Source organism: Streptomyces sp. NPDC041122 (genome assembly GCF_055592445.1).
This window is the reverse complement of record NZ_JBVIYQ010000006.1, coordinates 376940-391625: the sequence shown is the minus strand read 5'-3', so window position 1 is coordinate 391625 and position 14686 is coordinate 376940. Positions and strand designations below refer to the sequence as shown.

Here is a 14686-nt window from a genome sequence, read left to right as displayed (position 1 = left end):
GGCCGGCGGCGGAACCACATGTGTGCAGGTGTCGGAGACCGAGAAGAGGCAGTGCATGCTTGGACTGCGGCCGACCGCCGCCGAATCCGCCGGACCGGTCGGCACCCCACGTACGGCCGTCGGCACACCGCGTACGGCCGCCGACGCCACCGGGGCCGTGGAGGCGGTGCTCACCCGGGTGCTGGACGCCTCGGCGCGGCGGGCCCGTGCCGTCGACCCGGTGTTCGCCGAGGACGTGGCCGACCGGCTGACCGCGTTCGTCCTGCGCGGCGGGAAGCGGCTGCGCGCCGCCTTCGCGTGGTGCGGGTGGCGTGCCGCGGGCGGTTCGGGGGACCCGGAGGCCGTCCTGCGCACCGCTGCCGCCCTCGAACTGGTCCAGGCGTGCGCCCTCGTGCACGACGACGTCATGGACGGATCGCCGCTGCGCCGGGGCGCGCCGGCCGTGCACGTCGAGTTCGAACGGCTGCACCGGGCCGCCGGGATGGGCGGACCGCCCCGGACCTTCGCCATGTCCGCCGCGGTGCTCACCGGCGACCTCGCGCTGGCGTGGGCCGACGACCTGCTGACCGAGACCGCGCTCACCTCGGCCCACGGCGCCCGGCTGCACACCGAATGGCGGGCCATGCGGAGCGAGATGGTCGCCGGCCAGTACCGCGACCTGCACGCGCAGGCGACCGGCGCGACCGGCCTCGACGAAGCGGAGGCCATCGCCACGCTCAAGAGCGCCCTCTACACCGTCGCCCGCCCCTTGGCGCTGGGCGCCCTGACGGCCGGCGCCGACGAGCGGACCCTGGAGGCGCTGCGCGCGGCCGGGCGGTGCGCGGGGCTGGCCTTCCAGCTCCACGACGACCTGGTCGGCGCGTTCGGCGACCCGGCGCGGACGGGCAAGCCGGCCGACGACGACCTGCGCACGCGCAAGCTCACCTACCTGCTCGCGGTGGCCCTCACCCTCGCCGAGACGTCCGGCGACCCGGACGCCACCGCCGCCCTCGCACCCGGCACGGACCCCACGCCAGCCGCGGTGCAGCACATGCGGCGGACCCTGGAGAAGACCGGGGCGCGCGCGGTGGTGGAGGCCAAGATCGTGGAGCTGGCGGCCCGGAGCCGCCGCCACTTCGAGGCCACGGGCGCGGACCCCGACGTACAGCGGGAGTTCGCGGCCCTGGTCGAGCGCGCCGCGGGTCTCGCGCCGCACCGCATGGAGCGGGTCCGATGAGGGCCGTGAGCGGGCCGACCGACCACGTCGTGGTCGTCGGCGCCGGGCTCTCCGGTCTCGCCTGCGCCCTGCACCTCATCGGCGCGGGGCGCAAGGTCACCCTGGTCGAGCGGGACGCGGGGCCCGGCGGCCGGGCGGGGCGGGTCGAGCTGGGCGGGTACCGGCTCGACACCGGCCCCACCGTGCTGACCATGCCGCACCTGGCCGACGAGGCGTTCGCCGCCGTCGGCGACAGCCTGCACCGGCGGGTGGAGCTGGTGGCCCTGCACCCGGCCTACCGGGCGTGCTTCGCGGACGGCTCCTCGCTGGACGTGCACACCGACGGCGAGGCGATGGAGGCCGAGGTCAGGCGCTTCGCCGGCCCCGCGCAGGCGGCGGGGTACCGCAGGCTGCGGCAGTGGCTGGAGCGGCTCTACGCGGCCCAGATGCGGCGCTTCATCGACACCAACTTCGACTCGCCCCTCCAACTGCTCCACCCCGATCTGGCCCGGCTCGCGGCGCTCGGCGGCTTCGGCAGCCTGGACCGCCGCATCGCCGGCTTCCTCTCCGACCCGCGGCTGCGCCGGGTCTTCTCCTTCCAGGCCCTGTACGCCGGGGTCGCCCCGGCCCGCGCGCTCGCCGCGTACGCCGTGATCGCCTACATGGACACCGTGGCCGGGGTCTTCTTCCCCCGGGGCGGCATGCACGCGCTGCCCCGTGCGATGGCCGACGCGGCCGGGGACGCCGGTGCCGATCTGCGCTGGTCGGCCGAGGTGAGCACACTGGAACGGTCGGCGGGCCGGGTGCGCGCGGTGCGCCTGACGACGGGCGAGCGCATCCCGTGCGACGCCGTCGTGCTCTCCTGCGAACTCCCGTCCGCCCACCGCCTCCTGGGCCGCGCGCCCCGGCGCCCGGTACGTCTGCGCCAGTCCCCGTCCGCGGTCGTCCTGCACGCGGGCACCGACCGCACCTGGCCCCAACTCGCCCACCACACGCTGTCGTTCGGGTCCAAGTGGGCGGAGACCTTCGACGAACTGACCCGTACCGGGCGGCTGATGAGTGATCCGTCCCTGCTGATCACCCGGCCGACCACCCACGACCCCTCCCTCGCCCCGCCGGACCGGCATCTGCACTACGTCCTCGCCCCCTGCCCCAACACCGCCGTCGGCCCCTCCCCCACCACCTGGCGGGACCTGGGCCCGCGCTACCGCGACGAGCTGGCGGCGGAACTGGAACGCCGGGGTCTCGACGGGTTCCGGGACAGCATCGAGAGGGAGTTGCTCGTGACCCCGTGGGACTGGGCGGCGCAGGGCCATGCCGCGGGCAGCCCCTTCTCCGTCTCGCACACCTTCGCGCAGACCGGCCCGTTCCGGCCGCGCAACCTGGTGCGCGGTCTCGACAACGTGGTCCTCGCCGGGTGCGGCACCACCCCGGGCGTGGGCGTCCCGACCGTCCTGATCTCCGGCAAGCTGGCCGCCGCGCGCGTGACCGGCGCCGGAACCGCGAAAGGCCGCCGATGACCCGTCGCGAACTCACCGCCGCCCGCATCACCGACCCCGCGCTGCGCGCCGCCTACGCCCGGTGCCGGCAGCTCAACGCCCGGCACGGCCGCACCTACTTCCTCGCCACCCGGCTGCTTCCCGTGGAACGCCGCACCGCCGTGCACGCCCTGTACGGCTTCGCCCGGTGGGCGGACGACATCGTCGACGACCTGGACCGGCGGCTGACCCCGGCGGAACGCGACCGGCTCCTCCTGGAACTGGAGGGCGACCTCGCGCGGGGTCTGCGCACCGGGGGCGGCGAGGAACCGGTGGTCCGCGCGGTGGCCGACACCGCTGAGCGCTACGCCATCGATCCGGACCTCTTCTCCGACTTCCTGGTCTCGATGCGCAGCGATCTGAGCGTCACCGACTATCCGACCTACGCGGAGCTGCGGACGTACATGCATGGTTCGGCCGCGGTGATCGGACTGCAGATGCTGCCGGTGCTCGGCACGGTGGTGCCCCGCGAGGAGGCGGCGCCGCACGCGGCGGCCCTCGGCGTGGCCTTCCAGCTCACCAACTTCCTGCGGGACGTCGGCGAGGACCTGGACCGGGGCCGCGTCTATCTGCCCGCCGACCTGCTCGCCGCGCACGGCGTGGACCGGCCGCTGCTGGAGTGGAGCCGCCGCACCGGACGACGCGACCCACGGATCCGCGCGGCACTGGTCGCCGCCGAGGCGATGACGCGGGACGTGTACCGGGAGGCGGAGCCCGGCATCGCCATGCTCGACCCCCGCGTGCGCCCCTGCATCCGGGCCGCGACCACGCTGTACGGCGGCATCCTCGACGCGATCGCCGACCAGGAGTACGACGTGCTGCACCGCAGGGCCGTGGTGTCCCGTGCCCGCCGGGCGGCGACCGCGGCGGCCGGGGTCGTCCGCGTGATCGGCGCGCGGTGGCGCGCCCGCGCCCGGGAGTTCACACCACCCGGACGCGCCGGGACCCTGGAGACGCACTCCCCCAACTCCCCCGTGGAAAGGACCAGTCAGTGACCGGCCGACCGGAACGGGCCCGCTGGACACCTCCGTTGCGGCGGCGCCGCGGTCCCGGCTGGGCGGACCAGGAGCCGACCTGGCGGGAGGCGCGGCCCGCGCTGATCGCCGGGGCGCTCGACCGGGCCTCGGCGCGCCCCTCCGGCAACTGGTTCGTGGTCGGCGCCTCCCGTGACGTGCGCGCCGGGGGTGGCCCCTGCGGCCGAACGGTGGGCGGCGAGGAGGTCGTGCTGTGGCGTTCGGACGGCGGTGAGCTGCACGCGGGCCCGGGGATCTGCCCGCACCTCGGGGCGCCGCTGCGCGACAGCCGGGTGGTGTGCGGGACCCTGGTCTGCCACTGGCACGGACTGGCCCTGAACGGCGGCCCGTTCGCCGGCTGGGAGCCCTACCCCGTCCATGACGACGGGGTGCTGGTGTGGGTACGTCTGGACGCGGTGGGCGGCGAGGAACCCTCGCCCCGGCCGATGGTTCCGGAGCGTCCCGCGCCGGACACCGGGGTGGCGGCGGTCTTCACGGCGGCGGGGCGGTGCGAACCGCAGGACGTCATCGCCAACCGGCTGGACCCGTGGCACGGCTCCTGGTTCCACCCGTACTCGTTCGTCGACCTGACGGTGGTCCGGGGGCCGGAGGACGGCGCGGAGGGAGCTGACGACGCGTTCGTCGTCGACGTGTCGTTCCGGGTGACGCGCCGTCTGGTCGTGCCGGTGCGGGCCGAGTTCACCGCCCCGGGGCCGCGGACGGTGGTGATGCGCATCACCGAGGGCGAGGGAGCGACGTCCGTGGTGGAGACGCATGCCACGCCGCTGACGGGCGCGTCCGCCACACGGCCGCGCACCGCGGTGGTCGAGGCGGTGGTTGCCGCATCGGACCGGCGCGGCTTCGCCCTGGCCCGAGCCGCCGCCCCCGCGCTGCGCCCTCTGATGCGTCACACGGCGGGCCGCCTGTGGCGCGACGACCTGGCGTACGCGGAACGGCGCTGGGCACTGCGCAGCACGAAGCGTTTTCCGGGCTGAGCCAGACGACAGGCAGGTGACACTTCGTCAACTCCGTACCACAGCACGTTAATCAGCCGGCTATGCGCCCCGTGAATCCCCCACTCACGGGATGACCGCCAGTGAGCCGAGGGCTCGCAGCACGGCTGAGCGGCCCATCCGTGGAACCGTCCACAAGGTCTGACCCTTGACCCCGTGTTCGGCCAGCAGGGTGTTCGCCGCCAAGAAGCCCGTGGTGGCGGCGCGTTCCATCAGGGCGACCGGGAGGTCGCAGCGCACCACGTCGCCGGCCAGGGTCAGCCAGGGGTGGGGGCTGCGTACAGTCGGCCGCCGTCGGTAGGTGCCGACCGGGAAGAGGGGGCAGTCGGCGTGCCACTCGTGCCGGGCGTCGACCACACGGGCCCCGCGGGTCTCCGGATATACCTCGTACAACTGCTCCACAAGGCGCCGCTCGACGGCGGTCCGCTCCTCGCCCTCCCCCACGGCGTAGGCGTGGAGTTCCACGACCGCGCCCCCGTTCCGTGAGGCCCAGCGCGCGGCCTCGTCCTCGTACCGGTCCAGGACGCTGACGTTGTCCAGGCCGCCGTATCCGCTGGTGCCGAGGAACCCCGGCCGGTCGGCGCGGACCGGCCGGTCGAGCCAGAGCCGGCTGACGAGGAAGGGCGGCGCGTTGCGCAGGGCCGCGATGTCGTCGCGCCAGGGCGGGGTCCCCAGGCCCGGCGAGGCGGCGACGAGCCGGCGCAGTCCGGCGGAGTCGAGGGCGAGGACCACCGCGTTGTACCGGTCGGCCGCCGTCTCGGTGCACACCTCGGCCCCGCCGTCGCGCGGACGCACCCTCCGCACGGGTGTTCCAGTGCGGATGTCCGTCCCGAGGCGCTGCAGGTAGTCGCCGAGGGGCTCCCAGAGCGCCTGCGGGAAGGGCTCGTTCGGTACGTCGAAGAGGAGGCCCTCCGCCGAGCCGAGGAAGTAGATGTGGAACATCAGGAGCAGTTCGGCGGCGGACAGTTCGCGCGGGTCGGCGAAGAAACTGCGCGAGAACACCTCGAACGCCAGGTGGTGCGCCGCCTCGGGGAAGCGGATGCCTTCCAGGAAGGCGGTGGCGCTGAGCCCGTCGTACCGCTCGTACACCTCGGGGACGCGGACGTCCAGGAGGGGCAGCGCGGCGCGGGCGTCCATGGTGGCGAGGTCGCGCCAGCCGAAGGTGGGGCTCAGCGCGACGAAGCCGAGCGCGCTGAGCGGGGGCGTGCGCGGGACGCGGGCGAAGCTGTCGGTGAGGCCACCGCTGTGCCGCAGGGGGTAGTCGGGCAGGGCGGTGAGCCGGGCGAGCGTGGGGTCGGTGCGCCGCAACAGGCCCCGCAGGTTGTAGTACTGCCGGAAGAAGGCGTGGAACCCGCGACTCATGGTCGCCGCCGAGCCGTCCGCCAGCCGGATCCGCCGGCCCGCGAGCCGCCCGCCGAGCGCTTCGCCGCTCTCGTACACGGTGACGCGGACGCCGCGCTCGGCGAGCCCGGTGGCGGCGGCGAGTCCGGCGATACCGCCGCCGATCACGGCGGCGCGGGGCGCGTCGCCGGGGGCGAACCGCGCGCGGCCCGGGACGGCCCGCAGCACGTCGGCCTTGCGGTCCCGGCCCCGGCGGGGGATGTCGCGCGGGGTGCTCACGAGGTGGCCTCCGATGTGGCGGCGCCGCCCGCCGCGAGGAAGGTGTGCACGATGCCCGTCTGCCAGCCGGCGACCGGGACGGCCCGCGCTCCGGTGAACCCGGCTCGGGTCAGCCGGGCGGTGAAGTCGGGCACGGTGTCGAAGTCGAGGACGCTGCGCCGCAGATGGCGGTAGAGGGCGCCGTCGCCGCTGAGGGTGCCGGCCGGGATGATCACCGCGCGGCACACGGCGTTCCACAGGGCCCGGTGGGCCGCCGCCCCGCTGAGGCTGTACTCGTGGACGGCGAGCCGGCCGCCGGGGCGCAGCACGCTCCGGACGGCGGCGAGGACCCGGTCCGGGTCGGTGACATTGCGGAACAGGTAGGCGGCGAAGACCGCGTCGAACGGTCCGCGGTCCGCCGTGGCCAGCTCCTCGGCGCTCAGGTGCAGGAAACGGACTCCGACCGGCCACGACTTGGCGCGGGCCCGCGCCAGCATGCCCGCCGATGCGTCGACAGCGGTGATGCGGGCCTCGGGCGCGGCCCGCAGCAGCGCGCGGGTCGAGGAGCCGGTGCCGCAGCCCAGGTCGAGCAGGTGCAGCCCGGCCCCGCGGCCGGGCAGCCGAAGCCTGCGGGCCGAGCGCGACAGGTCGGCCCGGTAACCCGGGTTGAGGGCGGTGAGCAGGTCGTACGTGGGTGAGGCGGCGTCGAAGGCACGCGCAAGGTCGCGGTCGCGCAGCAGGGTCATCCGGGGCTCTCTTCGCTTCGGGGGCGGCCCGGTGCCGGGTGGAACCGGCGGGGCAGGAAGGGGAGTTCGACGGCGGTGCGGAGCATCGGCCCCACGGGGCTGCGCATCCCGATGCCCCACTCCTCCCACGGCGTGGTGGCGCCGTCGAGGAAGCGCAGCAGCCGCTCCGCGGGGGTGGTGCGGAACAGACCGGTGAAGAAGTCGGGGCCGTCGATCCGCCCGGTGTCCAGGGCGCGCAGCAGTACGGCGTCCATGGCCAGCGCGCGTCGCCCGTGCGGCGCGGGCACGTCGGGGCGCCCGGCGCGCACGGCGGCGGCGATGGCCCGGCTCTGCCGCTGGACGGCGGCGAAGGTGTAGCCGGTCGCGGGGCGGGTGGCGCCGCCCGCGGCCCCGATGCGGTGGACGGCGGGCCCGGTCCGGCGCGGGAAGCGGGCGTCGGTCATCGGGATGACGCCCTGCTCGGCCGACTCGATCGTGGGCGTGCCGATGCGGAGGATGTCGCGGCAGTAGTGGGTGAGGGCCCGCTCGTACGCCTCGGTGGTGAGCGGGGCGCGGGAGAACTCGGTGTACTCGACGAGTGCGCGGTCGGGGGCGAGCGGCAGCACGTATCCGAAGGCGAGGCCGTGTCGCGGCTGGGGGACGCGGAAGTCCATCAGGTCGGCGACCGCGGGATCGAACCGGTCCGTGGCCGTGCGGACGAACCAGCCCCGGAAGTGCTGCAGCAGCAGGGTGCGGGCCGGGGGCGGCGAGCGCAGTGGGCGGGAGTCGAAGACGTGGCGGGCACGCAGGGTCAGGTCCTGCCCGTCCTGGCCGGTGCAGCGGACCTCGGCCCCGCCGCCCACCGTGCGCACCGCCTCCGCCGTCGCGCGCAGCACCCGTGCTCCGGAGGATCGCGCCAGCCGTGCGTGCACGAGGCGTTCGAAGGGCCCTGAGCGCAGCATGCGGTAGCTCAGGGGCGCGGGATCGACGGTGACGGCCGCGCCGTCGGCGCCGTGCACCCGCAGCCGGGACCAAGTGGCGGTCAGCGCCGCGTCGAAGTCGCCCGTGCCCCGGTCCCAGTAGCACCAGGTGCGTTCGGCGGGGCGCAGCGGTCCGGCCGGCGGCTCCACCACGGTCACCGCGCCCGCGCCGGTCTCCGTCAGGCGGTACGCGAGGCTGAGTCCGGCCGCGCCGCCGCCGAGAATGACCACGTCCGAGGGCCGGCCGGGGATGTCGTGCCCGTGCGACGCCCGCCTCATGGCTGCCGCCGCCCCTCGGCGGGCCCGGCACCGCATCCGCCGCCCGCGCCCGTCACCGGCGGGAACACGCATCGAAGGTTCACGTCACACTCCGGATCGCAGGGACACTGGGGCGCGCCGGTCCCGCTCCGGTGGTCCCGGCGCGCATCTCCTCTTCGGCCCGTGGTCCGCGTTCGGATGCGACGGGTTCGACGGGACAGCCGGCCATCAGTACAGACGGCGCGGCGCACGTGCCAGGTGGCGGCGCGCCGGGACGCCTACGATTCGCTACTCCGTGCCGGAGAACCGCCGGTCCCATGCGTCGGCCACGCCGTCGTCACCCGTCTCCCCCTCCGCGGCGGCGGCACTCGGGGGGTCGACGGCGGCGGTGAGGTAGCCGAGGGTGCCGGTGAGCTGCAGCAGCCGCTCCAGGCAGACCGGCCGGTCGAGCAGGCGCAGGGTGACCGCGTGGGCGTCGGTGACGCGTCGGATCATCAGCAGGGCGGCCAGCCCCATCGAGTCGACGAACTCCAGCTCCGCCAGGTCGAGGTGGAGCCGGCCGACGGGCCGGCCGTGCGCACGCGGGGCGTTCAGCTGGTCGGTGACGGCGGAGACGAGTCCGTCGGCCACCCCGTACTCGAGGCTTCCGCCGACGTGAACGGTCACGACGTCCTGGTGGAACTCGGCGCGCAGGCTCAGGCGCGCACAGGGGCGGGTCATGCGGTCTCTCCGGTGTCGGGGCTCGCCGCCCTGCGGGGCATGGTGACACCACGGGCGGCGTCCAGCACCCGGGTGGCGCGCGGAAAGTCGGACAGTCTGCGGCTCAGCACGTCCAGGGCGAGGAGCAGGCTGTGCGCGGGGACGCTCCGGGCGGTGAGGATCTGCGCCGTCCACTCCAGGAACCCGGTGAAGAGCTCGTCGTCGTCCAGGTAGAGCGCGGTGGCCAGGAAGTCGACGATGTGGGCGACGTCCTCGGCGGTGTGCTGGCGCTGCTGCGGCGTGTACCGGGCCATCGGCGGGAAGAGCCGCTCCAGTTCGCAGAGCACCTCCTTGACCAGTTCGCCGCGGGTGCGGGCGACCATCGAGTATTCCTGGTCGACCAGGTGCGGGAGGTCGTCGACGGCCTGATGGAGCGTCATGCGCGGTCGGTCCAGCCCGTGTTCGAGCAGGGCGACGGCGTCCCGGGCGTCGCCCGCCCAGGCGTCGGCGCCGAAGACCTCCGCGTACCGTCCGCCGGGACCGAAGGCGGCGCCGCCGACCAGGACGGGCATGCCGATGGCCTGACAGGCCGTGAGGGCGGCGTGGGCGACGGGGAGGTTGGTGGGGATCGACGAGGAGAGCGCCACGGCGTCGGGCACGTGCTGGTGCAGGTGGGAGACCAGGTGGGGCGTGGGGGTGTGGGCGCCGAGGAAGTCGACCTGCCAGCCGTGCAGGCGCAGCACCTCGGCGAGCAGGCGCGCGGGCATGGCGTGCCACTCGCCGTCCACGCAGGCCACGGTGATCCGTCTGCGTCGTCCGGCCCGCTCGGGCGGCGGGGCGGCGGACGCGGTGAGGGTCATGACCCGGTCGTTGATGGCCGTCGCCGCGTGTTCCTGGGCGACGCTGATGCGGTTCGCCGCCCATTCGACGCCGACCCGCCGCTGCACGGGGGCGATGAGGTCGAGCAGGACGCTCTCCGCTTCGACACCGGCGTCGAGCGCGGCGCGCACGGTCGCGGCGGCCGCGGCCTCGTCCCCGGCGCGTACGTCCTCCCACAGGCGGTCCCTGACCGGTTCGAGCTGGTCGTGAAGGGTGGCGGTCATCCGGTGTACCTGCCTCGGGTGTGTCCGTCGACGGCGCTGAGGTGCTGGTGGCGGGGGACGGCTATGGCGACGACGGCCATGTCGTCGTGCGGTCCGCGGCCCACCCACTGCGACGCCAGCATCTGCACCCGTTCGACGACGGCCTCGGCCATCATGCCGAAGCACTCGCCGAGCGCCCACGACAGCCGTTCCTGCCCGAACATCTCCTCGCCCGTCGGCCCGCCCCTGGCCTCGATGATGCCGTCGCTGAACAGCAGGCAGACCTCGCCGGGCCGGAGGCGGACGGCGGCGGTGTTGGAGGTGACCTCCGGCAGGGCGCCGATCAGGGTGCCCCGTGTCTCGGCCGACTCGACGGTGCCGTCCGCCCGCACGATCAGCGGCGGCGGGTGGCCGGCGCTGGTGACGCGGAGATCCACGCCGTTGCCCCGGCGGACCACGGAGGCCAGCGCCAGCGTCGCGAAGCGGGTGTGCTCGGTCTGCAGCAGCGAGTCGTTCAGGAGGGCGAGCAGCCGCTGGTGGTTGTCCCCCATCGGACGCAGCGCCTGCACGGTGTTGCGGATCTTGCCGGTGAGCGCGGCCGCCTCCAGCCCCTTGCCGCAGACGTCGCCGAGGACGGCGAGCGTCTCGTCCTCGGGGCCCTGGCCCGCGTGCACGTCGTAGAAGTCGCCGCCGATGCGCTCGCCGGGCCCCGCCGCGATGTAGCCCCCGGCGAACTCCACGCCGTGCACCGTGCTCAGGGACGGCGGCAGGAGGTCGCGCATGAGGGTGCGGGAGATGGCGCTCTGTTCGGCGTACAGGCGGGCGGCGGAGACCGCGGCGCCCGCGCGGGCGGCGAAGATCCGGGCGAAGAGCTCCTCGGCCTCGGTGAAGGCGCTGCGGTCGGTGGAGCGCAGCAGTATCAGGACACCGGCGGGCACCCCGTGACCCGGCAGCGGGGTGATCACCACGGAGCAGACCGGACCGGTGAAGTGCGCGGGCACGGCCCACTCCGGCAGCGAGGACGGGTCGATCCAACGCGAGGGCACCGGCGGGAAACCCTGCATGGCCTCGCTGAGACCGGGCACCTCCGCGAGGTCGACGGTGAGGGTGGTGTGGGTGACCTCGCCGGCCGGTCCGGTGAAGGTCACGGGGTAGGTGCTGCCGTGACCCGGCGCGATCACGAGGGCGGCGTCGCAGAGATGGCCTGCAGCCATGGTGGCCGTCACTTCCATGCACCGCTCCACGTTCAGCGATGCCAGTAATTGCTGGGAGACGTCGGCGAGCAGCGCCGTACGCCTGCGTTCGGCGCCCAGTTCGGCCTCGGCCTCGCGCCGGGGGGTGTCCTCGGTCAGCCACCAGGCCCAGTGGTCCCCGTCCAGCCGGGCGGGGCGGGCCTCGAAGCCGCGCACGCCGATCTCGCCGCGCACGGGGCGCGTCTCGGGTGCGCTCTGCGCGCAGGTGGGCGCCTGGGCCTGCGCCGGCAGGACGGGGCGCGGCGCGCCCCCGGTCGTGAGCCGGGTGTGGGCGTCGGCGAGCCAGGGCGGGACGGTGTCGTGCAGGACGGCACCGGACACAGCGGTCGGCAGGAGGAGTCTGCCCACCTCGTTGCTGGCCGCGATCCGGCCCCGGTCGTCCGCCACGACCACGGGGTGCGGTGCGGTCTCCCAGGCGCCGGCCAGGGCCGGTGGTGCGGTGGGCGTCGTCGTCTCGACCTGTTCCGGTGCGTTCATCTTCGTGGGCACGCGGTGCGAACCCCCACCCCCTTTCACATCGGTGGGTGTACGCCGACGGTCTCGCCTCCGCCCTCCGATGGCAAACCCTCGCCAGGGTTACATCCCTTTGGGGATGATTTGCACGCCGGTTCTGGGGGCGGATTGGCGAGCGCCAGCCACCTGTTCGAAAGGGATACGCGGGAAAAGGGAGGGGAGCGGGAGGCTCAGCGCAGGGGCAGGGTGACGGTGATCTCCTTGCCCGTGCGCCCGAGCACGAGCGTGATCTCGGTGGCCAGCTCACGGACGAGGAACCATCCGTATCCGCCCTCGCCGCGCGGGCGCGGCCGTTCGGGGTCCGGGTGCCGGGGAAGGTCCGCCGAGCGGTCGCCCACGGTCACGCGTATGCCCTGGTCGCCCACGTCGGCGTCGAAGCGGGTGACGCCGCCGCCGTGCCGGAGCGCGTTGGTGACCAGTTCGGAGACGGCGAGGAGGATGTCGGCCCGGGCGCGCTCGCCCACGGCCCCGCCCCGGCCGTCCGCCCACGTGCGCAGGGTTCCCGCGACCTGTCCGCGCGCTTCGGCCGCGGTGGCCGGGAGGGTGGAGGCGGCCGGGGCCGCCACGTCGTGACCGCGCTCGCTGCGCAGGTCGGGTACGCCGGTGCTCATGTCCGGTACGTCGGTGCTCATGTCAGGTACGTCGGTGCTCATGCCAGGGCCCCCTTCACCGGGCCGCGTTCACGGCGGCGTCGACGTCCTCGGTGAGGGCGAAGAACTCGGTGGTCCCCGTGACGCTGAACAACCGGTCCACGACCGGGCGCAGCGGACCGCACACCACCAGCTGCCGGTCGCTCGCCCGGTGCCGGCGCTGGGCGTCGAGGAGCACATGGAGCACCGAGGAGTCCGCGAACTCCAGCGCGGACAAGTCGACGACCGTTCTGCTCTGTCCGGCCAGCTCCGCCGCTCTGGCCAGCTCGCCGTCGAGCGCCGCCACGTTCTCGGAGTCCAGCGCTCCGCTCGCTCGTACCACCGCGGCCCGGCCCCGCCGGGCGAGCGTGACCTCCGCGACCATCGTGTGCCGCCGTGTCAGCTGGCTCTCCACCGGTTCCGTCATGGGCCTCTCCCTCGGCCGGGCGCGACCGCCCGCCTTCCCTCGTACAGCCCGGTGATTCTACGTATCCCCGAGCCCGCCTCGACTCCTTCTGCCCCGATCCCGCGGATCTGCGCAGCATCGGAAGAAGACCGCGCCCCTGCGCGCGAGCGCCGCGCACCTGCACGGAAGTGGTGGCGAACTCCGCCGGAACCCCTCGGGAACACCCCCGGACCGACACGTTCAACGGCGCCGTTTCGGCAGGTCAGTCGGGCAAAACCAGCGTAAATCGGATGACCCCAAGATTGGGACTCCCCAACCGGCACATCAAGGGCTTAACTTATGGAGCATGACCTCCCCCCGCTCCACCTATGGCGGCGGTTACTACTCCGCGCCGTCCTTCCCGGACACTCCGATCTACGACTCTCTCGTCGCAGAGCGGGGCACTCCGCAGATCGCCCCGATCCGGGTCCCCTCCGCGTACGACACCGGCAGCCACCTGTCGGCCCTCCCGGCCGCGCTGCCCGCCCTGCCGGCCGCCCCTTCCCATCCCAACCCCGCGTACGGCTACACGCAGGCCCAGCAGCCCGCCCCGCTGCAGCAGGCGCCGTCGCCCTACATCCCCCAGCAGGCCGCGGGCCCGCGCGGCTACCCGGGACCCCAGGCCCAGCGCCCGGCTCCCGGTACGGGATACGAGGCGATGCGCCCGGCGGCGCCCCGTCCCGCCCCGGCGTCGTACGAGGATCCGTACAACCGCCCCTACCGCGGATACTGACCGGCCGCGGACGCCGGGCGGCCGCAACCGTTCCGGCGTTGTCCGCCGTCGAGCCACGGCCCGGCGGCGGCCTTCCCGCGTCCATATGTTCCGGGGGTCAGATGTCCGGATGCCCGCTCCCCGAATGATCGGCGCCCGGACGGGGAACTCGTTGACGGGGCACGGTCGTTGGGCATCATGGATGTGAAGGGGCGACGCGAAGAGGGGCGACCACGGAGGGTGATGTCACCCTCACTTCTCGCCTGTCGCGCTCGGGCCGTGCCGTTCTTGGCCGAGACGGACGCGGAAGGGGGTGCAGGGCGTGCGAGCGATCGCCGGCCTCTGGCGGTGGCGGCACAATCCGCTGCGCCGCGGCACCGACCTCGCCGAGGCCTGGACGGCCCTGGTCGCCCTGGTGTTGATCGTCGTCGCGGTCCCGGTCGCCGCGGTGCTCACCACGAGCCTGACGCGGGACGCCCTCCTCGGCTCGGTCCACCAGCAGCACGAGAACCGGCACAGGATCGTCGGCACCGTCCTGCGGAAGATCGACTCCCCGCCGCTCGACCCCGACCCCGAGACCTCCTCGGTCCGTGACGCGCACAGCCGCGTGCTCGCCCGCTGGACGGCCCCCGACCGCACCGACCGCTACGGCGTGGTGCTGTCCGGACTCAAGTCCCCGGACCGCGGCGACCACTTCAGGATCTGGACCGACGAGCGCGGCCGGGTCGTGGGCCGCCCGCTGGACACCGCGACCGCGACGACGCACGCGGTCCTCGCCGGTTTCGGCGCGGCCGTGGCGGCGGCCGGTCTTCTCGAGGGCACCCGCAGGCTGATCCTCTGGCGCATCGTGCAAGGGCGTTACGCCCGCCTTGACCGGGCCTGGGACAAGGCGGGCCCGGACTGGGGCCGTACGGGCACCGGTTCCTGACCCGCCCGGCGGACGCGGCCGGGTGCACGCCGCCCCGCGCCGTCGAACACCTCTGCCCAAGGCCGCCCAGGTGAGAGCCTGGCCATCGGGTCAACTCCGCCTGC

General features: G+C 74.5%; 13 protein-coding genes and 1 pseudogene. 6 read left to right on the top strand and 8 right to left on the bottom strand.

Translation table 11 applies throughout. The annotated features are described in order from the left end of the window. Nucleotides 1-55: 55 nt before the first annotated feature. From ACZ6B8_RS23615 to ACZ6B8_RS23600, 4 genes and pseudogenes are all read left to right on the top strand, one after another. Complete coding sequence (locus ACZ6B8_RS23615; RefSeq protein WP_471608492.1) at nucleotides 56-1216, top strand: polyprenyl synthetase family protein; 1161 nt, start codon at nucleotides 56-58, stop codon at nucleotides 1214-1216. After that, a pseudogene (locus ACZ6B8_RS23610) lies at nucleotides 1213-2712 on the top strand (phytoene desaturase); the annotation flags it as partial. The gene ACZ6B8_RS23615 and the pseudogene ACZ6B8_RS23610, both read left to right, overlap by 4 nt. After that, entirely contained in the window at nucleotides 2712-3728 is a 1017-nt protein-coding gene (locus tag ACZ6B8_RS23605) for a phytoene/squalene synthase family protein (protein WP_471608491.1), read from the top strand. The pseudogene ACZ6B8_RS23610 and the gene ACZ6B8_RS23605, both read left to right, overlap by 1 nt. Next, a complete protein-coding gene (locus tag ACZ6B8_RS23600; protein ID WP_471608490.1) occupies nucleotides 3725-4741 on the top strand; it encodes a DUF5914 domain-containing protein in 1017 nt (338 codons plus the stop codon). Before ACZ6B8_RS23605 ends, ACZ6B8_RS23600 begins: the two co-directional genes overlap by 4 nt. Before the next feature lie 84 nt (nucleotides 4742-4825). Here ACZ6B8_RS23600 and ACZ6B8_RS23595 read toward each other — a convergent pair whose 3' ends face one another. From ACZ6B8_RS23595 to ACZ6B8_RS23560, 8 genes are all read right to left on the bottom strand, one after another. Then, nucleotides 4826-6379, bottom strand: coding sequence for an FAD-dependent oxidoreductase (locus tag ACZ6B8_RS23595; RefSeq protein ID WP_471608489.1), 1554 nt, complete (start codon nucleotides 6377-6379; stop codon nucleotides 4826-4828). Further along, nucleotides 6376-7104, bottom strand: coding sequence for a class I SAM-dependent methyltransferase (locus tag ACZ6B8_RS23590; protein WP_471608488.1), 729 nt, complete (start codon nucleotides 7102-7104; stop codon nucleotides 6376-6378). The genes ACZ6B8_RS23595 and ACZ6B8_RS23590 overlap by 4 nt, the downstream gene beginning before the upstream one ends. Next, a complete protein-coding gene (locus tag ACZ6B8_RS23585; RefSeq protein ID WP_471608487.1) occupies nucleotides 7101-8342 on the bottom strand; it encodes a lycopene cyclase family protein in 1242 nt (413 codons plus the stop codon). The genes ACZ6B8_RS23590 and ACZ6B8_RS23585 overlap by 4 nt, the downstream gene beginning before the upstream one ends. A 267-nt stretch (nucleotides 8343-8609) precedes the next feature. Continuing rightward, a complete protein-coding gene (locus tag ACZ6B8_RS23580; RefSeq protein WP_471081855.1) occupies nucleotides 8610-9041 on the bottom strand; it encodes an STAS domain-containing protein in 432 nt (143 codons plus the stop codon). Next, nucleotides 9038-10123 (bottom strand): cobalamin B12-binding domain-containing protein, encoded by a 1086-nt coding sequence (locus ACZ6B8_RS23575; protein ID WP_471608486.1) that lies wholly within the window; start codon nucleotides 10121-10123, stop codon nucleotides 9038-9040. The genes ACZ6B8_RS23580 and ACZ6B8_RS23575 overlap by 4 nt, the downstream gene beginning before the upstream one ends. Further along, nucleotides 10120-11832, bottom strand: coding sequence for a PP2C family protein-serine/threonine phosphatase (locus ACZ6B8_RS23570; protein WP_471608605.1), 1713 nt, complete (start codon nucleotides 11830-11832; stop codon nucleotides 10120-10122). Before ACZ6B8_RS23570 ends, ACZ6B8_RS23575 begins: the two co-directional genes overlap by 4 nt. A 206-nt stretch (nucleotides 11833-12038) precedes the next feature. Beyond that, nucleotides 12039-12521, bottom strand: coding sequence for an ATP-binding protein (locus ACZ6B8_RS23565; protein ID WP_471081860.1), 483 nt, complete (start codon nucleotides 12519-12521; stop codon nucleotides 12039-12041). A gap of 13 nt (nucleotides 12522-12534) precedes the next feature. Further along, nucleotides 12535-12924, bottom strand: coding sequence for an STAS domain-containing protein (locus ACZ6B8_RS23560; protein WP_471608485.1), 390 nt, complete (start codon nucleotides 12922-12924; stop codon nucleotides 12535-12537). Between the two features lie 325 nt (nucleotides 12925-13249). Here ACZ6B8_RS23560 and ACZ6B8_RS23555 point away from each other — a divergent pair, with 325 nt between their 5' ends. After that, nucleotides 13250-13675, top strand: a complete 426-nt coding sequence (locus ACZ6B8_RS23555) for a DUF6643 family protein (protein WP_471608484.1) — start codon at nucleotides 13250-13252, stop codon at nucleotides 13673-13675. A 301-nt stretch (nucleotides 13676-13976) separates the two neighbouring features. After that, a complete protein-coding gene (locus ACZ6B8_RS23550; RefSeq protein WP_471081869.1) occupies nucleotides 13977-14582 on the top strand; it encodes an Rv1733c family protein in 606 nt (201 codons plus the stop codon). Nucleotides 14583-14686: the final 104 nt, after the last annotated feature.